The organism is Enhygromyxa salina (assembly GCF_002994615.1).
Lineage (GTDB): Bacteria > Myxococcota_A > Polyangia > Nannocystales > Nannocystaceae > Plesiocystis > Plesiocystis salina_A.
Genome location: NZ_PVNK01000263.1, coordinates 1 through 18,520 on the forward strand (window position 1 = coordinate 1; position 18,520 = coordinate 18,520).

Here is an 18,520-nt window from a genome sequence, read left to right on the forward strand (position 1 = left end):
ACCCCAGCCCTCCCCCCGGCCCATCGCGCCCAAGGCGATGAAAGGGCTCAAACACCGCCTCACTCGCCTCAGCCGGCACCCCCGGCCCGGCATCCACAACACCAAACTCCCAGCTAGACCCCACCCCGCGCAGCTCCACGACGATCTCGGACCCAGCCGGCGAGAACTTGATCGCGTTGTGCAGCAAGTTGTCCAGAGCCTGGCGGACCGCGGTCGCCGAGAATTCCGCCGACGCCTCGCCCGGGTGCCGCACGCTGACCAGGCACCCGCGCTCCTCGGCCAGCGCCCGCGCAGCGTCAACGGCATCGATCAAGACCGGAACCAGATCCCCGCGCCTACGCTCGATCGGGCTCGAGCGCAGCGCGGCCAGATCCAGCAGGCTGCTCGACAGATCCGTGAGCCGGGCGACCTCGACGAGGGTGTGGTCCAGCGTCTCGCGCAGCTCGCTCGCGGGCCGCTCGCGCCGGAGCGCGACCTCGATCCCCGCGCGCATCGCCGCGAGCGGGGTCCGCAGCTCATGGGCCGCGTCGGCGATCAGGCGATCCTGGCTCGAGCGCGCGGCCGCGAGCCGCTCGGTCGTCTCGGCGATCGCCCGACGCAGCTCGCCGATCTCGTCGGTCTGCGAATCCAGCGGCGGCGGCGTGTCGAAGTTGCCGGCCCGGAGCCGCCGCATGTGCCCCGTCAGGTCGCCGACGCGCTCGCTCAGGCGGCGCGCGTGGGTGATCTGGACCGCGAGCAGGGCCAGCGCGGCGAGCACGACGACGAGGGCGGCGATGCGCCAGTACTGGCCCATCTCGCGATCGTGGCGCTCGAGCGAGGCGGCGAGCCACAGCGCGTGGGGCAGGCCGTCGGGGCTGTCGACGCGGACCCACAGCTGCCGCTCGTGGCCGGCCTCGGAGACGACGGTCTCGAGCCTCGGGGTCCGGGCGAGCCCGGTCGGCTCGACGCGCGCGGGGATCGCTACATCCTCGGGGTATTGGCTGATCGGCGCGCCGTCGGGCCCGTACAGCGCCCCGCGCGGGGCGAACTGCCGGATCTGGCTGTCGAGCGGCGAGTCGACCAGGTGCAGGTGCGGCGCGTTGGCGCGGTCGAACAGACTCACGGCCTCGACCCCGGCCTGGGCGAGCAGCGCCCGATCGTGCTCGGCCAGGAGCACGCGCCCAAACGCGAGGCCCGAGCTCACGACGGCGACGATCAGCAGCGCGATCGGGACCGCGGCGCCAAACAACAACAGCCGCGTGCGGAGCTTCAAGCCGACGCCCCCGCGCTCATGTCGAGCCCTCCGCGAGGAGCCGAAAGCCGACGCCGCGGACGGCCTTGATCTTGACGGCGTCCCCGGCGACGCGGTCGAGCTTGCCGCGCAGGTAGCCGACGTAGACGTCGAGCACGTTGGGATCGCCGGCGAAGGTCGAGCCCCAGACCGCGCTGAGCAGGTGGCTGCGGGCGATGACCTCGCCGACGTGGCTCAGCAGCTCGCAGGCCAGGGCGTACTCGCGCGGGGTCAGGCCGAGCTCGCCCTTGGGCCCAACGAGCACGCGTCGGCGGCCGTCGACGGACACCGGGCCAGCCCGGAACAGGTCGAGCTGACCGGAGCCGCGACGGTGCAGGGCCTCGAGCCTGGCGAGCAGCTCGGCGAAGGCGAAGGGCTTGACGAGGTAGTCGTCGGCGCCGGCCTTGAGCCCGGTGACCCGCTCACCGACGCTCCCGCGCGCGGTCAGCATCAACACGGGCGTGCGCAGCCCGGCGTCACGCCAGCGGCGCAGCACGCTGACGCCGTCGAGGTCGGGCAGCATCCAGTCGAGGATCACGGCGTCGTAGTCGATGTCGCGGCCCTGGGTGAAGGCCTGCTCGCCGGTCGTGCACAGGTCGACCTGGTGGCCCTCCTCGCGCAGGCCCTGGATCAGCACCTTGGCCAGGCGGTCTTCGTCCTCGACGAGCAAAAGCTGCATCAGCTCGGGTCCTCGCTCGGCGCCGCGGCGGCGACCTGGGTTCGGCGCCGCGCGAGCCTCAGCCAAGGATACAAGGCCGGGAGCAGGACCAGGGTCAGGAAGGTCGAGGTCACGAGCCCGCCGACTACCACAGTCGCGAGGGGCCGCTGAACCTCGGCGCCGATCCCGGTAGCGAGGGCCATCGGCACGAAGCCGAGCGCGGCGACCAGCGCGGTCATCAGGACCGGTCGCATGCGCTCGCGGGCGGCCTCGCGGGCGGCCTCGCGGGGCTCGGCGCCGGCGTCCTCGCGCGCGACCACGCTCGACATCAGGACCACGCCGTTGAGCACCGCGATGCCCGACAGCGCGATGAAGCCGATCGCGGCCGAGATCGAGACGGGCATCGCGCGACTCCACAGCGCGAGCGCCCCACCGACCCCGGCGAAGGGCACGTTCAGGAAAATGACCGCGGCCGGACCGGGGCGGCGAAACACGATCACCAGCAAGCCAAAGATCGCGACCAGCAGGATCGGCACGACCATGGCCAGCCGGGCCCGGGCCTCCTCGAGCTGCTCGTACTGCCCGCCCCAGACCAGGCGCGCGCCCCAGTCCTGGTCGAGCTCGGCCTCGACCTTGGCCTGCGCGGCCTCGACGACGTCGCCGAGCTCGGCCCCGCGGACGTTGAAGCCGACGACGATCCGCCGCTGACCGGCCTGACGGTTGACCAGCGCGGGCGTGTCGAGCTGGACGATCTCGGCGACGCGCGAGAGCGGCACGACCTCCCCACCCGGGGTTGCGATCGGGATCCGATCGAGGGTGAAGCCGTCGCCCTCGTGGGCCAGGCGCAGGCGGATCGGCACGCGCACGGGCCCGTCCCAGGTCTCGCCGACCTCGACGCCCATGCGCAGGGCGCCGACGATGTCGAGGATCTGAGCCGGCGTCATGTCGAGGCGCCGGGCCTCGAGCAGGCGCGGGCGGACCTCGATCAGCGAGACCGCGGGCGGGGCGAAGATCTTGACGTCCTGGGCGCCGGGGACCTCGGTGAGGATCGCCAGGAGCTCTTCGGCGGTCGCGCGGAGGCGGGCCTGATCTTCGCCGTAGATGCTGACGGCGACGTCGGCGACGGAGCCGCCAACCAGCTCGTTGAAGCGCATCTGAATCGGCTGGGTGAAGGTCAGGTCGGCGCCGGGGGCGTCGCGGGCGATGGCCGCATCGATCTCGGCGATCAGGGCCTCGCGGGTCAGGCCCGCGCGCCACTGATCGCGCGGGCGCAGCTCGACGAACACGTCGGCCTGCTCGAGGCCCATGATGTCGGTTGCGACCTCGGGGCTGCCGATCCGGCTGGTCGCGGCGAGGACCTCGGGGACGCTCAGGAGCGCGGTCTCGAGCTTGCCGGCCTCGGCGATCGCGGTCTCGAGCGAGACGTCGGGCTGGCGGGTCGACATGACCACGAGATCGCCCTCGTCGAGCTGGGGGATGAAGCTGGTCCCGCTGCGACTGAACGCGTAGCCGCCGGTCACGAGCAGCGCGACGCTGACGAGCGCGATGAGCAGGGGCCGGGCGATCGCGGCGTTGAGCAGGGGCTCGTAGATCCTGGTCGCCAGGCGGACCAGGGCCGGCTCCCGCTTGGGCAGGCTCGACGCGCCCAGCCAGCTCGCGGCCGCCGGGATGAAGGTCAGCGCGACGACCAGCGAGGTCAGGAGCGCGAACACGACCGTCAGGGCCATCGGTCGGAACATCTTTCCGTCGACGCCCTGGAGGGTCAGGATCGGCACGTAGACGAGCACGATGATCAGGACCGAGAGCGCCATCGGTCGCGCGACCCCCTGCATCGCCGCGACCACGCGGGACCTTGTCGCTTGGGCCTCGCCGCCGGAGGTCCCGCGCAGCTCGTGGAAGGCTCGCTCGACCATGACCACGGCGCCGTCGGCGAGCAGGCCGAAGTCGATCGCCCCGAGGCTCATGAGGTTGCCGGGCACGTCGAAGGACACCATCCCGATCATGGCCCCGAGCATCGACAGCGGGATCACGGTCGCGACCAGGAGCCCGGCGCGGATGCTGCCGAGCATCAAGACCAGCACGATGACCACGAGCGCCGCGCCCTCGAGCAAGTTGGTCGCGACCGTGTGCATGGTCGCCTCGACGAGCACGCTGCGGTCGTAGACCATGTCGACCACGATGTCGTCGGGCAGCGAGTCCTCGAGCGCGGGCATCAGCTCGTGGATGCGGTCGGTCAGGGCCAGCGCGTTGGCGTCGCGCTGCATCTGGATCATCACGTAGACCGTCTCGCCCAACCCGTTGGTGGTCGCGGCGCCGATCCGTGGGCGCGCGCCCTCGACGACCTCGGCGAGCTCGGACACGCGCAGGGTCTGCCCGTGGTCGTCGAGCTCGTGCGTGCCCGGGTCACTGTCGAGGGGGTCCGCGCGCATGGCCTCGACGGCGACGGCCCCGAGCTCGGCCGCGCGGGTCGGCCAAAACACGCCGCGGAGCAGGACCTGACCCGGGCCGGCCGGGAGCGTCGAGCCGGCGACGGCCCCGGTGCTGTCACGCAGCGAGTTGGCGAGCTCGTCGAGGCTCACGCCAGCCTGGGCGAGGGCGACGGGATCGGCGACGACGTCGAGGGTCCGCCGCGCGCCGCCCCAGAGGTTGACCTCGACGACGCCCGGCGTCGCGCGCAGGACCGGGGCGATCTGGAGTCGGATCAGCTCGTAGAGCTCGGCCGGGGAGCGATCGCGCGAGCGGATCGACAGCTGCACGACCTCGCCGAGGCCGCCCGTGTGGGGTCCGAGCTCGGGTCGCGCGACGCCCTCGGGCAGATCCTCGAGCACGGCCACCCGCTCGGCGACCTGCTGGCGGGCGAGCCAGGGGTCGACGTCGTCATCGAAGACAGCGACGACCGACGAGATGCCGTAGCGCGACAGCGAGCGCTGCTCGACGAGGCCCGGGAGGCCGCCGAGCGCGACCTCGACCGGCCGCGTCACGGTCCGCTCGATCTCGCTGGGCGTCAGGCCTGGGCCCTGGGTCAGGACCAGGACCTGGTTGCCGGTCACGTCCGGGAGCGCGTCGAGCTCGAGCTCGCGCGCGGTGATCAGCCCGGCCACGGCGAACGCGAACACGGCGGCGAGGACCAGGGCCCGGTGGCGGACCGACCAGGCCACGATCGCTCCGAGTAGGTCGCCGCGCGGCGCTTTGGACTCGGGCTGGGGCTCGGGCGCGGCGCTCACTGTGCCTGCCCCTCGCCGAGCTCTAGAGCGTCGCGTTTGAGCAGCAGGACCGTGCCTGCGTCGGCGGCCACGCGATCCCCGGGCGCCAGGGCCTCGCTGCGGATCAGCGCCGAGCTCCCGACGCTGCGCAGGACCTCGACCTCGATCATCTTGGGGGGCCCGCCGCCCTTGGGCTGGCGGCCGACCCAGGCGCGGCCGCCGTCGAGGCGCAGGGCGGCGCGCGGGACCTCGAGCAGCTTGGAGTCGTTGCTGCGCAGCAGCACGCGACCACGGACGCCGTCGGCGAGCGCGAGGGGCTCGGCGGTCTCGTACCAGGCGAGCTGACGGCCGAGGCCCGGCTCGACGGCGGTCGCGACCGGCGCCTCGGCGAGCACGAAGTGGCTGCCGTCGAGGCCCTCGAACTCCAACGTCGCGCTCGCGAGCTCGGGCAGCTCGCCGCTGAACGCGACCTCGATCCGGGCTGGGCCCCGGCCGAGGATGTGCGCGAGGCTCTCGCTCGGCTCGATCACGTCGCCGGGGATCGCCTCGAGCTTGGCGACCACGCCCGCGACGGGCGCGGTCAAGATCACCGTGCCGCGGCTGAGGACCTCGCCGCGCTGGCTCGCGTCGAGTCCTACCGCGGCCAGGGTCGCGAGCGCGACGCGGCGCTCGGCGGACAGCCGACCGATCCCGCTGTCGACGCTGAAGACCTCGTCGGCGCCGACGAGCCCCGCGGCCCGCAGCTCCTCGAGGCGCTCGCGCCGGGCCTTGTGTGAGCCGATCTGCTTGCTGGTCCCGGCCAGGATCGCCGCGGCCTCGAGCACCGCCGGGATCCGCAGCTCGACGATCGGGTCACCGATCTCCACGCGGTCACCGACGCGGACCGAGACCGCGACCACGGTCCCGCGCAGGGGCGCGTCGAGGCGGGCGCGGCTGTCGGCCGAGGCGACGATCCGCGCGGGAAGCTCGACCAAGCTCGCGTCCTGCGGCTGCTCGACGGTGACCCAGGTCGTGACTTGCTCGTGCTCGAGGGGCCCGTCGTCGAGGGGCGCGTCGCTGCCGTCTCCGCCCGCTGGCTCCGCGCAGGCGAGACCCAGCGCGAGCGCGACGAGCCCGACCACGACCGGCGCGGGCCTGTTGTGGGCGCCGCTCATTTGGCCTCCTGACCGAGCGCTTGCTCGCTGAGGAAGGCCTCGTAGTAGAGCCAGACCTGGACGCGAGCCCAGACCCACTCGGCCCGCGCAGCGGCGAACTCGCGGGCGACGGCGCTGTGACGCGCGCGGGCGCGGAGCAGCTCGGGCAGCGTGCCCTCACCGAGCTCGAGCGCCTGCGCGTGGCTGTCGACGAGCTCGACGTGGGCCGGGAGCGTGTGCTCTGCGAGGATCTCGACCACGCCCTGGCTGTGGTTGAGGTCGTGCAGCGCGGTCGTCAGCGTGGCCTGGAGCGCGAGCGCAACGGCCTCGGCCTCGGCCTCGGCGCGCCGGGCCGCGGCGACCGCCGTGCCCCGCTCGCGCGCGCCCCCGCCAACCCCGATGCTGGCGCCGATGACCCCAAACAGGACGACGTCCGAGGTCGCCTCGCGCTGAAACGAGAGCCCGGCGTTCATCCGCGTGGCGCGGGCCGACTTGGCCTCCGCAGCGCGCGCGCGCTCGGTCCGAGCGAGGAGCCGCTGCTGGGCGACCGGCGGCAGCGACTCGACCTCGGCAAATTGGCGGCGGAGCTCGGCTTCGCTCGGGAGCTGAATGTCGGGGTAGTCGCCGCGGGTCCGCAGGGGCTTGCTCGTGTCGCCGCCGGTCTCGCGCGCGAGCACGAGGCCGAGGTCGTGGATCACGCCGCGCAGATCCGCGATCCGGCCCTCGGCGTCGGCCACGAGCGCGCGGGCGTCGGCGACTCCGCTCCGCGTGCCGACCCCGGCCTCGCGGGCGCGCTCGAGGGTCTGCGCGAGCTCGGTCAGCTGGGCGAACTCGGCCTGGGCGAGCTCGAGCTCGAGCTCGGCCGCGTGGACCCGGATCCACGCGTGGGCGGCGGCGAGGCGCTGGTCGAGGGCCTGGGCCCGGGCCTCGACCTCGAGGACCTCGGTCTCGGCCCGCGCGGCCTCGATCCGCTTGCGCCCGTAGCCCTCGAGGCTCCACGACTGCGTGGCCGTGATCTGAATTTCGAACCCGCGCGCCCCGCTCGGGTGCACGCGGGCGCCGGGCATGACCTGGACGCTCGGTCCGGCCGTCACCGCCGGGATCGCGTCGTCGAGCTCACGCTTTCGCTCGGCCGACTCCTCGAGCCCGCGGACCCGGGCCGTGTCTGGCGTCGCGCCGAGGCTCTCGTCGAAGCTCAGCGCGGCGCTGGCGATCTCGGCGACGCCGTGACGGTGATCGTCGTTGGCCTCCGCGGCGGGCGGGGACAAGGCGAGGGCCAGGACCAGGGTCGAGGTGAGCACGCCAGACTCATGACACAAGCGCGCTCGGGGAGTTTGAGAGGAACTTGAGAAGATCCTCAGGAAGTTCTCTACCGTCTCCAAGACTCGGGGCTGCGCCCCGACAACCTCGCTGCGCTCGGCCCCCAGGTCCTGGGAGGCTGTCTTTATCGTCTCCAAGACTCGGGGCTGCGCCCCGACAACCTCGCTGCGCTCGGCCCCCAGGTCCTGGGAGACTGTCTTTATCGTCTCCAAGACTCGGGGCTGCGCCCCGACATCTCGGGGCTCAACCGCCGCTGTTCCCGTCGCGGACGATGTCGTACTTGTCGACGATGAGCCCGTCGGTGTTCTTGAAGTAGGCGTGGGCCTTGTTCGGGTCGCCCTCGACGTTGAAGTCGATGAACAGCGCGCCGTGCTTGGGGCTCCAGTCCTCGACCTCCAGCCAGCTGTTCAAGTAAAAATTCGTCGTGTAGATGGTGGCCCACCAGGTGTCGTCGTCGTGCTTCTTCGCCTCGTAGTCGCGGATCGCCCGGCCGCCGAGGCCAACCACGCTGACGAAGGTGCTGCCCTGGCCGACGACCATGAGCTCGGGCTGTCCCGTGGCACCGTGAGCACTTGTCTCGTTGCCGAGGTCGGTGAGGGTCAGGGTTCGGGAGTAGCTCTGCTCGTGGCCCGTGATCACGATCCCGGCCTCGTCCTGGCAGGCCTGGTACACGCCCCAGCCCGTGGCGTTGCTCTTGCCGCCGGCCTGCATGTCGTTCATGTTCTTGTGCCACACGCAGACCGACCAGATCGCGTCGTTGTTGGCGAGCTGCTCGCGGAGGTAGTCGGCGCTGTCGCCCTTGCCGTCGAGCACGCCGACGCCGGACATGGCCAGGAACAGGCCCTTGTAGGTGCACGAGTTGTTGCGGCCGGGATCGCCCGTGCAGCTCGCCCCGTCGTCGATCGCGTTTTGTTGGCGGAGGATGATCTTCGACTGATAGCCGTCTGATCCGAAGAACTCGTCTTCGTCGTGGTTGCCGACGACCGCGAAGATCGGATAGTCGGGGCCGAGGGTGGCCGTGGTCAGCGCCTCCCAGGCGCTCGGCTCGTCCTTGTAGTCGAAGTCGCCCGCGATCACGAGGAAGGCCGCACCCTCGGCCTTGACGAGCTCGAGCACCTCGGTCGTGTTGTTGTTGTGGCCCTGGTCCGAGATGAACGCGACGCGCAAGTTCTCTTCGGTCGGGGTCCCCGACAGCGGCTCGCTGCCGTCGTCGCCGTCGCCGTCGCCGTCGCCGTCGCCGTCGCCGAACCCGTCACCGTCACCGTCGCCGTTACCTAACCCGTCGCCGTCGTCGTCGCCGTCGCCGTCGCCGAACCCGTCGCCGTCGCCGTCGCCGTTGCTCTCGAGCGAGGCATCCTCTTCATCCTCGCCGGTGCTATCGCCATTGCCCCACGTTGGGCCAAAATCTCGACCCTCTCCCTCGGCTTCGCTGCAAGCGAGAAGGCCAATGACGATGAGCGGACATAAAAACTCGTGAGTGCGTGGATTGCGGGACATCTCCGAGGGCCCCGTGGTGTAAGCAATCGCTGGCGGCAGGCGCACGTGCGAGCTGAACTCACATGTGCGCCTGCCCAATCAAGTCGAGGTGTTGGCACCCACGGCGAATGCATGGCGCGACATTTGGCACTTTCTTACATCAGGCGCTTCGCGCCCGCTGCTTTGTGCCTCACTCCCCCCGGGTGATGTCGTACTCGTCGATGACCTCGCCCTTGATGTTCTTGAAGTAGGCGTGGGCCTTGTTCGGATTACCGTCGACGTTGAAGTCGATGAACAGCGCGCCAGACTCGGTCTCCCAGTCGTCGACGGGCTCGCCGTTCTTCAAGTAGAGGTTCGAGGTGTAGATCGACGCCCACCAGGTGTCGTCGTCGTGCTTGTCTGCCTCGTAGTCGCGGATGTTGCGGCCGCCGAGGCCGACGACGCTGACGTAGGTGCTGCCCTGGCCGACGACCATCAGATCAGCCGTGCCGGTCGCGCCGTGGCCAGCGTCCTCGTTGCCGAGGTCGGTCAGGGTCAGGGTCCGGGAGTAGCTGTGCTCGTGGCCGGTGATGATGATGCCGGCCTCGTCCTGGCAGGCCTGGTACACGCCCCAGCCGGTGTCGTCGGACTTTCCGCCAGCTTGCATGTCGTTCATGTTCTTGTGCCAGACGCAGACCGACCAGATCGCGTCGTTGGCGGCCAGCTGCCCGCGCAAGTAGTCGGCGCTCTCGGACTTGCCGTCGATGACGTCAACACCGGACATGGCCATGAACAGGCCCTTGTAGGTGCACGAGCTGTTGGCGCCGGGCTCACCGGTGCAGGTCGCTCCGTCGTCGATCGCATTTTGCATGCGCGTGACGATCTTCGACTGATAGCCGCTTGCGCCGTCAAACTTGTCTTCGTCGTGGTTACCGGCGACCGCGAACACGGGGTAGTCTTCGCCGAGGCTGTCCACGGTCTGCTCGTCCCAGGCGCTCGGGTCGTCGTCGTAGTCGAAGTCCCCGGCGATCACGAGGAACTCTGCGTTCTCGTCTTTGATGAGGTCGAGCACGTCAACCGCGTCCCCGCCGAGGCCCTGATCGCCGATGAATGCGACGCGGAGGTTCTCCTTGGTCGGGGTCCCGAGCAGGGGCGGATCGTCGCCGTCACCGTCACCGCTCCCGTCGCCGTCGCCGTCACCGTTGGCGTCGCCGCTGTCAGCACCGCCGTCATCACCACCACCGCCGTCGCTGTCGCCGTCGCCGCTGTCGTCATCCGCGGCATCGTCGCTGTCGGCGTTTCCGGGTTGGTTGTCGCCGCTCTCGCTGGCGCCCCACCCGGTGCTCTCAGCCCCACCCAAGGTGGTGTAGCTCGTGACTTTGTCCTGACTTTGGCCGCAAGCGACGAGGCTGGCGAGAATGAACGGAGTCGCGATGTGGGGGATGCGTGGGTTGCGTATCATGATCTAAATGGCAACATTGGAGCTCGGTGCCATGATTTGCTGATTGCGTGAAATGCGTATTGCGCCTCCGTCCGAATGACACTCCGGGACCAATGACGTATTTGGCGCATATAAATTCGATCTCGCATAGACGCATGATTCAGTCAAGCAAATGCGCCTATTCTTGGTACGTTTGCATAGCGGGACATTTGACACACCAACCTATCTGACATCTGAGCGGGGTCTATCGCATCAGTGGGGCAGTTCTCCAGCACGATCTTGCAAACCCCGCGGGTGTCACAACTAAAGCTCGGGGGCTTGGCGTTGCGTGCCAGCCATTGCCGGCGCTTGGCGCATTCAAATCGGGGGTGGCCCTGGAGTTCGCGCTCGCGTCCCGCCCGGCGCCAAATTCTGCAGCGCGATGTGCTCAATGAGCGATCGCAAGTTCGAGCGCGACGTCACCCCGGTCGATCCGCAGTGGGCGCTCGCGCAGCGAGCCCTCAATCAAGCGCTGAATTGAAATAAAAGAATGATTTGGGGCTACAGGGCCGACGAGCAGGGCGCCCGCCACATTGGGCCGAGCGCCCAGGACGTCCGCGCGGCCTTCGAGGTCGGCGGGACCGACCGCCGACGGAGGCTCGTTGGCTGCTAGGCGCTCGACGGCGAGAACCGCGAGCGCGTGAGCGCCTCCGCGAGCTCGAGGCGCGCCTCGACACGCTCGAGCAGCAGGCTCGTGCGACGGGGTCAGGCCTCGGGGTCGCGGGTGATCAGCTTGTCGATCGCGTGGACCGGGGCCTGGTCCCCGGCCATCAGATGGGCGATCGCCGAGTAGACCAGGCGCTGCTTGGCCACGGGCTTCTTGCCCGCGAACTCGGTCGAGGTGACGTCGAGCGAGTAGTGCCCGGGCGAGCCGACCACGACCTCGACGACGGCGTCGGGGATCTTGGTGGAGATGGCCTCGTGGAGCTGCTTGGCGATCTGCTCGCTCATGGCCGCGATGATGACACGGGGCCCTGGTCCGTCAAAACCGACCCGCGGCGCCGAGGCTGAGGCCCCCGGGCAGCGGCGCGACGATCGGCGTCAATTGCAGGCGAGCGCCGGACACCCCAGGCGGCAGCGGCGGGACCGGCTTGCGCTTCCAGCCGCCCGTGCGCTGGTGCTCGCGTTGGCGTCGAAGCCCGACGCCATACATGATCGGCGTGGCCACGGCCGCGGCGCTGCCGATCGCGATCAGGGTTGCGCCGAGCTCGACCTGACCGGACTGGAACGCGAAGGCGCCGGACGGGATGAAGCCGATCGCGGCCAGGAGCCCGAACGCGCCGCCGATCATCAGGCCGCCGCCTTGGGGCTTGCCGATCACCCGGTAGCCGATCTCCCACCTCCGGTAGGCGCGGGCGCGCTGGATCCCGAGGTAGAGGCCGCCGCCCGAGAACGCGAGCAGCCCCACGGTCGGGACGATCGTCGTGGGCAGCAGCCACTCGAGCGGGGTCTGACGATTGAGGCCGACGACGAGGCCCGCGCTGAGACCGCCCAGCGTCAGCGCGATCGTCGTGACGCTGAGGGTCAGGATGCTGGCGCCGTCGGTTGGGGCGATGCCGGGGTCGGGGAAGGTCGGCCTCCGCTCGGGCTCGGGCTTGGCGACCGACTCGGGCTCGGCCTCCAGCGGGACGGCAAACTCGATGCCCGGCTCGGCGTCCGCGCTCGGATCGACCGAGGGCAGCGGGACCTCGGGCTCGGCGGCGGGCGTGGGCTCGGGCTCGTCGCTGTCGCTGTCGCTGGCCGGGGGCGGCTCGCTCGTCGCGTCGAGCGGGGGGCGCTCGGGACCCACGAGCGAGGGGGCGTCCGCGGTCTCGGCGGGCTCGGGCGCCGCGAGGCTCGGGAGCGGCGCGAGCATCAGGCTGGCGCTGATGAGCGTGGCGCGAAGGAGCGACGAGTGCGCAGGCATCAGCGCGATGGTAGCGGCGGCCGGTCCCGGACAGAAGCGCGATCGGAGCTGCCGAGCTCGTCAGCGCTTGCGCTGCCCGAAGGTCGGGCCACCGTCGGCGAGGAAGGCCTCTTCCTCGGCGGTCGGCGTGCGGCCGTAGAGCTCGTTGCGGTGGGGGTAGCGACCGAAGCGGAGCACAATGTCGGCGTGGCCGCGCGCGTGGGAGCTAAAGTCTGGGTAGCCCTCGACCCCGGCGACCTCCTTGGACAGCTCGGCGAAGGCCTCGACGCTCTGGCGCGCGACCTCGGGGTCTTCGGCGTGCATCAGCGGCATGTACAAGAAGCTGCGCTCGATCGGACGCAGCTCGCGGTCCTGCCCGCGCTCGATTGCGCCCCGACATATGCACAGCGCCGCGGCGTCGCCAACGTAGGCCTCGGCGCTGCCGCGGCCGAGGCAGCGCGTGAACTGATCGAGGAGGATGACGAGCGCCAGCGCGCCGCGGGCCGACTCGGCCCAGTGGTCGAGGGCGCCATCGAGGGCCCGGGCGACGGCGTCGCCGAAGCGCTCGCGGATGTCGGCGTCGGTCGTCGGGTCGCCGGCCCACCACAGCGCGTTCTTGCTGGTGTCGACGTCGGTCGGGCCGTCGAGTTGTCCAAACCAGTAGACGAGGATGGTGTTGATCTGCTCGCGGTCGGTGTCGGTCACCGATTGCGTATACACGCCGATCGGGGCGCATCGAAACCCCTGCGCGCCCCTCCGCTCGCATCCGGCAGGATTCTCGCGTGCCGTGGTGCTGCTCATGTCGATTCGAGTGCTCTAATCCCTGGTCTGGACCAGGAGGGGCGAGATGACCCGACCGAGCGAGACGGAAGCGACCAACAAGGCCAAGGCGTCCGAAGACACGAGCGAGCGGCAAGAGTCGAGCGGCGAGGAGACCCCGCCGGAGCTGACCAAGCTGCGCTACGGCGAGGTCGAGGTCCATCGGGGCGCGGGCGGGGAGACCCACCAGCTCAGCCCCGCGGGCGAGGAGCCGATGACAACCCAGGTCGGCACGCCGATCGCCGACGATCAGAACACGCTCACCGCCGGCCCGCGGGGACCCCAGCTGCTCGAAGACTTCGTGATGCGGGAGAAGATCTTCCACTTCGATCACGAGCGGATCCCCGAGCGCGTCGTGCATGCCCGTGGTTTTGGCGCGCGCGGGACCTTCGAGACCTACGAGTCGCTGGCGGACCTCACCTGCGCCGACCTGTTTCAGCGCGCGGGGGAGGTGACCGAGGTCTTCGTTCGCTTCTCGACCGTCGCCGGGAACAAGGGCTCGCCCGACCTCGCGCGCGACGTCCGTGGCTTTGCTGTCAAGTTCTACACCAAAGCGGGCAACTGGGACCTGGTCGGCAACAACATCCCGGTGTTCTTCATTCAGGACGCGACCAAATTCCCGGACCTCATCCACGCGGCCAAGCCCGAGCCCGACCGCGGGTTTCCCCAGGCCCAGACCGCCCACGACAATTTCTGGGACTTCATCTCGCTGATGCCCGAGGCCATGCACATGGTCATGTGGATCATGTCGGATCGGGCGATCCCTCGCAGCCTCCGCTTCATGGAGGGCTTCGGCGTCCACAGCTTCCGCTTCGTCGACGCCAGCGGGCGCTCGAGCTTCGTGAAGTTTCACTGGAAACCAAAGTACGGCCTCCAGTCGGTGGTCTGGGACGAGGCGGTCAAGATCAACGGCGCCGACCCGGACTTCCATCGCCGCGATCTCTGGAACGCGATCGCGTCGGGGGACCCGCCCGAGTGGGAGCTCGGCGTTCAGATCTTCGACGACGACTTCGCCGACCGCTTCGAGTTCGACGTGCTCGACGCGACCAAGCTCATCCCCGAGGAGCAGGTCCCGGTGCGGCCGATCGGTCGGATGATCCTCGATCAGAACGTCGAGAATTTCTTCGCCGAGACCGAGCAGGTCGCGTTCTGCACCCAAAACGTGGTCCCGGGCATCGACTTCACCAACGATCCGCTCCTGCAGGGGCGCAATTTCTCCTACCTCGACACCCAGCTCAAACGCCTCGGGTCGCCGAACTTCACCTTCCTCCCGGTCAACGCTCCGCGCTGCCCCTTCGCCCACTTCCAGCAAGACGGACACATGGCCATGCAAAACCCCAAGGGCCGCGCCAACTACGAGCCGAACTCGTGGGGCGCCGAGGGGGGCCCGCGCGAGGATCCGAGCCGGGGCTACCGCTCGTTTCGCGCGAGCGTCTCGGGCGACAAGCGGCGCATACGACCCGAGTCCTTCGCCGACCACTACAGCCAGGCCCGGCAGTTCTACCGGAGCCAGACCGAGGTCGAGCAGGCCCACATCGCGAGCGCGATGATCTTCGAGCTGTCCAAGGTCGATCGGGTCGAGATCCGTGAGCGGGTCGTCGCCAGCGTGGTCAACGTCGACGAGGAGCTCGCCTCGCGGGTGGCTGAGGGGCTGGGCTTCGCGCGCGTGCCCGAGGCGATGCCGCCCGCCGTCCCGCCCCGCGACGACCTCGACGAGTCCCCGGCGCTGAGCATCGTGAGGAACGGGCCCAAGCGCTTTCATGGCCGCCGCGTGGGCGTGCTCGTCGACCAGGGCAGCGACGCGAACATGCTCGCGGCGCTGGTGCGCGCGGCCAACGACGAGGGCGCCGAGGTGGCCCTGGTCGGTCCGACCCGCGGCGGCGTCGAGGACAGCGAGGGCAACACGCTGGAGATCGCCGAGAAGCTCGAGGGCGGCCCTTCGGTGCTGTTCGACGCGATCGCGCTCGTGCTCTCGGAGGCTGGGGCCAAGCGGATGGCCATGAAGCCCGCCGCGCGTGCCTTCGTCAGCGACGCCCACAATCACTGCAAGTTCATCGCCCACGACGCGGCGGCCACGGAGCTGCTCGACAAAGCCGGGCTCGGTCCGGCCGTGCGGGACGATGGCTACTGCCCGCTCGACGAGGACGCGTCGGCGACGACCTTCATCGACGCGTGCCGGGAGCTGCGCCACTGGAAGCGGAAGCCAGCGTGACCGGGCAGGGCGCTCGACGGGCTGCTAGCAGCCCGGGCTGCTAGCAGCCCGGGGTGCAATGCATCGTGTCGCCTCGCGCCGGAATTTTCGCCGAGGGCGCGAAGCCAAAACGCCGCTGTACCGGGCGTACTGCAAGTTTTGGCGACAACGCCCTCGGTGAACAGGCCAAGCGAGGCGGCGCGAGGCATTGCAGCCCGGGCTGCTAGGGGCTGGTCTGGCCGCGACGAGGCGGTAGGATGAGGCCCATGTCTCGTCGACTTCCGGCTGCGTTGTTGTTGCTCCTTCCGCTCGCGTGCGCACCCGCCGAGGAGCCCAACGTCGCCGAGACCGGGGAGTCCGAGACCGGCAGCGAGCAGGCGCCGCCGCCGACCTGGCACCAGGACGTCGCGCCGCTGATCTACGAGCGCTGCACGGGCTGCCACACCGCCGACGGTATCGCCCCCTTCGCGCTGACCGAGTACGCGAGCGCGGCCCAGTTCGCCGACGCGATCGTGACCGCGACCGAGAGCCGCGAGATGCCGCCCTTCCTCGCCCAGGCCACCGAAGAGTGCACGCCCCCGCACGGCTTCGAGGACGACCCGACGCTCAGCGACGAGGAGCTCGAGATGCTCCGCGTCTGGGCCGAAGCCGGCGCGCCCGAGGGCGACCCCGAGACCGCGGCCCCGCTCCCGGCCCCGCCCTCGCTCGAGCTGACGACCAAGCACGACCGCTACACGATCCCGGGCTCGATCACCGTCGACGGCAACGACGATCAGCACGTGTGCTGGGTCGTCGATCCGGAGCTCAGCGAGGGGCTGTTCGGCTACCGCTTCCTCAAGGGCATTCAGGTCAACCCGGGCAACAGCCGCGTCGTCCACCACGTCCTCGTCTACACCGCGACCAACCAGCCCGACACCGGTGAGGACGGGCGCTACGACTGCTTTGGCGCCCCGTCCGGCAACATCACGGGCCTGCTCGCCGCGTGGGCGCCCGGCTCGGTCCCGGCGATCGTCCCCGACGGCATGGGCATGGCCGTGCCCGAAGACACCCAGATCGTGATCAACGTCCACTACCATCCGACCGGCGGGGGCGCGGAGGTCGACGACTCGACCTCGATCGACATCGAGTGGCTGCAAGACGACGAGGGCGATCCAATCCCGCCCGAGAACGTCGCGCTGCTCTACCTCGACGGCAACGGCAGCGGCCTGATGTCGCCGCCCTTCGAGATCCCCGCGGGCGAGCCCAACCACATCGAGGAGCAGATGGTCAACGTCTCGGGCCTGCTCAACGCCATCGGCGGCAGCGGGCCGATCAAGCTGTGGTCGGTCGGCACCCACATGCACTACGTCGGCACCGAGATGCTGATGGGCCGGGTCAACGCCGAGACCAACGAAGCCGAGTGCCTGATCCACACGCCGCGCTGGGACTTCAACTGGCAGCGCGGCTACTCCTACGACGCGGCGTTCGAGGACTACCCCGAGCTCAGCGCGTCCGACCGGATCTACATGCGCTGTCACTACGACAACAGCCTCGGCAACCCCTTCGTCGCCGAGGTCCTCGCCGAGCAGGGCCTCGACGCCCCGGTCGACGTCTACCTCGGCGACGACACCCTCGACGAGATGTGCCTCGGGATCCTCGGCCTCTCGGTCCCGCTCAGCTCGCTGCTCCCCTGACGGCCGGCGAGGGCCGAGTCGCTCACTCCTGACACCACGTTGTCAGGAGCCTCGGGCCGCGCTCCGCGCTCCTGACACCACGCTGTCAGGAGCCTCGGCGTAGCTTGCCTCCACGATGGCTACCAAGCTTCAAAACCCCACCAAGCTGTTCCCGATGTTCATCACCGACAAGGTCGCCGCGACCAGGGCGTTTTATGTCGACAAGCTCGGCTGGACCGCGAGCTACGACACCGAGGCCTACCTCCAAGTCCGCAGCGCCGAGCGAGAGGGGCCGGAGATCGCGTTCATGGCACCCGACGCGGGCCCCTCGCCGATGCCGAGCTTCGCGGGCGCCGGGGTGGTCGTCAGCGTCCCCGTTGACGACGCCGACGAGCACTACGCGAGCGCGCGCGAGCGCGGGCTCGCGCCGGTCTCGAAGCCCGAGGTCAAGCCCTGGGGGTGGCGTAGCTACGCCCTGCGCGACCCCAACGGCGTGATCCTGGACTTCTTCCACGTCGCCGCCGCGCCTGCGGTGGCGCCGAGCTGACTCGCTCCCAACCCGAACTGCTAGCAGCCCGTGGTGCAATGCATCGTGTCGCCTCGCGCCGGATTTTTCGCCGAGGGCGCGAAGCCATGCACCCCGGGCTGCTAGGGTCGGCGTGGAGCTCGAATGCGCCGCGCCGACCGCCTGTTTCAGATCGTCTCCTTGCTTCGCCGCCGCCGCTTCGTGACCGCGGCGTGGCTGGCCGAGCGCCTCGAGGTCAGCGAGCGGACCATCTACCGCGACGTTCGTGACCTCATGGGCTCGGGCGTCCCGATCGAGGGGGAGGCCGGGGTCGGCTATCGCCTGGGCAAGGACTTCGACCTCCCGCCGATGATGTTCAACGTCGATGAGATCCAGGCGCTGGTGCTCGGGGCTCGCATGGTCGAGACCTGGGGCGACGACGAGCTGCGCCGCGCGGCCAGGAGCGTGCTCGACAAGACCGAGGCCATGCTCCCGCCCAAGCTTCGCTCACAGATCGACGACACGGCCCTGTTCGCGCGGTCCTTTCGCGTGCCCGAGCGAGTCCGCGAGTGGCTCGGCCCGATCCGCCGGGCCGTCGGCGAGCGCCGTAAGCTCGAGCTGCGCTACCGCGACGTTGACGACCATGCCAGCGCGCGGGTCGTGCGACCCCTCGGTCTGTATTTTTGGGGCACGACCTGGACCCTCGGAGCGTGGTGCGAGCTCCGCGAGGACTTCCGCAATTTTCGCCTCGATCGCCTCGACGCCGTAGACGCCCAGGCCGAGCACTTCGAGCTGGCTCCGCCGGTGACCCTCGAGGACTACGTCGAGGCCATGCGCCGCGACGCGGGCGCGTCGGCCTGACGCTCCGCGCCCGCGGGGGTCACACCACGGGCTGCTAGACTGCAAGTTTTGGCGACAAAGTCCTCGGCGAAAAGGCCAAGCGAGGCGG

General features: G+C 70.1%; 15 protein-coding genes. 5 read left to right on the forward strand and 10 right to left on the reverse strand.

The annotated features are described in order from the left end of the window. The 7 genes from ENSA5_RS30015 to ENSA5_RS30045 form a co-directional block, all read right to left on the reverse strand. Window positions 1–1,252, reverse strand: a 1,252-nt coding sequence (locus tag ENSA5_RS30015; protein ID WP_106395146.1) for a sensor histidine kinase, incomplete at its 3' end; no start/stop codon positions are given. 16 nt (window positions 1,253–1,268) lie between these two features. Then, window positions 1,269–1,949: a response regulator transcription factor gene (locus ENSA5_RS30020; RefSeq protein WP_106395247.1), complete on the reverse strand. Its 681-nt coding sequence runs from the start codon at window positions 1,947–1,949 to the stop codon at window positions 1,269–1,271. Beyond that, entirely contained in the window at window positions 1,949–5,152 is a 3,204-nt protein-coding gene (locus ENSA5_RS30025; protein WP_106395147.1) for an efflux RND transporter permease subunit, read from the reverse strand. Before ENSA5_RS30025 ends, ENSA5_RS30020 begins: the two co-directional genes overlap by 1 nt. Further along, window positions 5,149–6,285, reverse strand: coding sequence for an efflux RND transporter periplasmic adaptor subunit (locus ENSA5_RS30030; protein WP_106395148.1), 1,137 nt, complete (start codon window positions 6,283–6,285; stop codon window positions 5,149–5,151). Before ENSA5_RS30030 ends, ENSA5_RS30025 begins: the two co-directional genes overlap by 4 nt. Then, a complete protein-coding gene (locus tag ENSA5_RS30035) occupies window positions 6,282–7,565 on the reverse strand; it encodes a TolC family protein (protein ID WP_106395149.1) in 1,284 nt (427 codons plus the stop codon). The genes ENSA5_RS30030 and ENSA5_RS30035 overlap by 4 nt, the downstream gene beginning before the upstream one ends. Before the next feature lie 262 nt (window positions 7,566–7,827). Further along, complete coding sequence (locus ENSA5_RS30040; RefSeq protein WP_106395150.1) at window positions 7,828–9,081, reverse strand: metallophosphoesterase; 1,254 nt, start codon at window positions 9,079–9,081, stop codon at window positions 7,828–7,830. A gap of 169 nt (window positions 9,082–9,250) precedes the next feature. Continuing rightward, the gene (locus ENSA5_RS30045; protein ID WP_146156256.1) at window positions 9,251–10,399 is read right to left on the reverse strand and encodes a metallophosphoesterase; all 1,149 of its coding nucleotides are present in this window, start codon (window positions 10,397–10,399) and stop codon (window positions 9,251–9,253) included. 610 nt (window positions 10,400–11,009) lie between these two features. On the opposite strand from ENSA5_RS30045, the gene ENSA5_RS39450 reads away from it, so the two are divergent. Next, window positions 11,010–11,132: a hypothetical protein gene (locus ENSA5_RS39450; protein ID WP_258183058.1), complete on the forward strand. Its 123-nt coding sequence runs from the start codon at window positions 11,010–11,012 to the stop codon at window positions 11,130–11,132. 92 nt (window positions 11,133–11,224) lie between these two features. Here ENSA5_RS39450 and ENSA5_RS30050 read toward each other — a convergent pair whose 3' ends face one another. The 3 genes from ENSA5_RS30050 to ENSA5_RS30060 are packed head-to-tail and all read right to left on the reverse strand — an operon-like array spanning window position 11,225 to window position 13,109. Then, the gene (locus ENSA5_RS30050) at window positions 11,225–11,470 is read right to left on the reverse strand and encodes a BolA/IbaG family iron-sulfur metabolism protein (protein WP_106395152.1); all 246 of its coding nucleotides are present in this window, start codon (window positions 11,468–11,470) and stop codon (window positions 11,225–11,227) included. A gap of 31 nt (window positions 11,471–11,501) precedes the next feature. Next, entirely contained in the window at window positions 11,502–12,425 is a 924-nt protein-coding gene (locus tag ENSA5_RS38530) for a hypothetical protein (protein ID WP_181198304.1), read from the reverse strand. Between the two features lie 60 nt (window positions 12,426–12,485). Then, window positions 12,486–13,109: a DUF924 family protein gene (locus ENSA5_RS30060; RefSeq protein WP_219906891.1), complete on the reverse strand. Its 624-nt coding sequence runs from the start codon at window positions 13,107–13,109 to the stop codon at window positions 12,486–12,488. 142 nt (window positions 13,110–13,251) lie between these two features. Between ENSA5_RS30060 and ENSA5_RS30065 the strand changes: the two genes are divergently transcribed. The 4 genes from ENSA5_RS30065 (at window position 13,252) to ENSA5_RS30080 (ending at window position 18,432) form a co-directional block, all read left to right on the forward strand. Continuing rightward, a complete protein-coding gene (locus tag ENSA5_RS30065) occupies window positions 13,252–15,435 on the forward strand; it encodes a catalase (protein WP_106395155.1) in 2,184 nt (727 codons plus the stop codon). A gap of 245 nt (window positions 15,436–15,680) precedes the next feature. Next, window positions 15,681–17,087 (forward strand): hypothetical protein, encoded by a 1,407-nt coding sequence (locus tag ENSA5_RS30070; RefSeq protein ID WP_146156257.1) that lies wholly within the window; start codon window positions 15,681–15,683, stop codon window positions 17,085–17,087. Window positions 17,088–17,202: 115 nt separating this feature from the next. Continuing rightward, on the forward strand, window positions 17,203–17,613 hold the full coding sequence (locus ENSA5_RS30075; RefSeq protein ID WP_106395157.1) for a VOC family protein: 411 nt from the start codon (window positions 17,203–17,205) through the stop codon (window positions 17,611–17,613). A gap of 123 nt (window positions 17,614–17,736) precedes the next feature. Continuing rightward, a complete protein-coding gene (locus ENSA5_RS30080; RefSeq protein ID WP_106395158.1) occupies window positions 17,737–18,432 on the forward strand; it encodes a helix-turn-helix transcriptional regulator in 696 nt (231 codons plus the stop codon). Window positions 18,433–18,520 lie beyond the last annotated feature (88 nt).

What these genes read in the sequence shown, in the direction of transcription:
- ENSA5_RS30020 (WP_106395247.1), bottom strand. Translation starts at nt 1,949, where the DNA reads ATGCAGCTTTTGCTCGTCGAGGACGAAGACCGCCTGGCCAAGGTGCTG.
- ENSA5_RS30030 (WP_106395148.1), bottom strand. Translation starts at nt 6,285, where the DNA reads ATGAGCGGCGCCCACAACAGGCCCGCGCCGGTCGTGGTCGGGCTCGTC.
- ENSA5_RS30040 (WP_106395150.1), bottom strand. Translation starts at nt 9,081, where the DNA reads ATGTCCCGCAATCCACGCACTCACGAGTTTTTATGTCCGCTCATCGTC.
- ENSA5_RS39450 (WP_258183058.1), top strand. Translation starts at nt 11,010, where the DNA reads ATGATTTGGGGCTACAGGGCCGACGAGCAGGGCGCCCGCCACATTGGG.
- ENSA5_RS30050 (WP_106395152.1), bottom strand. Translation starts at nt 11,470, where the DNA reads ATGAGCGAGCAGATCGCCAAGCAGCTCCACGAGGCCATCTCCACCAAG.
- ENSA5_RS38530 (WP_181198304.1), bottom strand. Translation starts at nt 12,425, where the DNA reads ATGCCTGCGCACTCGTCGCTCCTTCGCGCCACGCTCATCAGCGCCAGC.
- ENSA5_RS30065 (WP_106395155.1), top strand. Translation starts at nt 13,252, where the DNA reads ATGACCCGACCGAGCGAGACGGAAGCGACCAACAAGGCCAAGGCGTCC.
- ENSA5_RS30070 (WP_146156257.1), top strand. Translation starts at nt 15,681, where the DNA reads ATGTCTCGTCGACTTCCGGCTGCGTTGTTGTTGCTCCTTCCGCTCGCG.
- ENSA5_RS30075 (WP_106395157.1), top strand. Translation starts at nt 17,203, where the DNA reads ATGGCTACCAAGCTTCAAAACCCCACCAAGCTGTTCCCGATGTTCATC.
- ENSA5_RS30080 (WP_106395158.1), top strand. Translation starts at nt 17,737, where the DNA reads ATGCGCCGCGCCGACCGCCTGTTTCAGATCGTCTCCTTGCTTCGCCGC.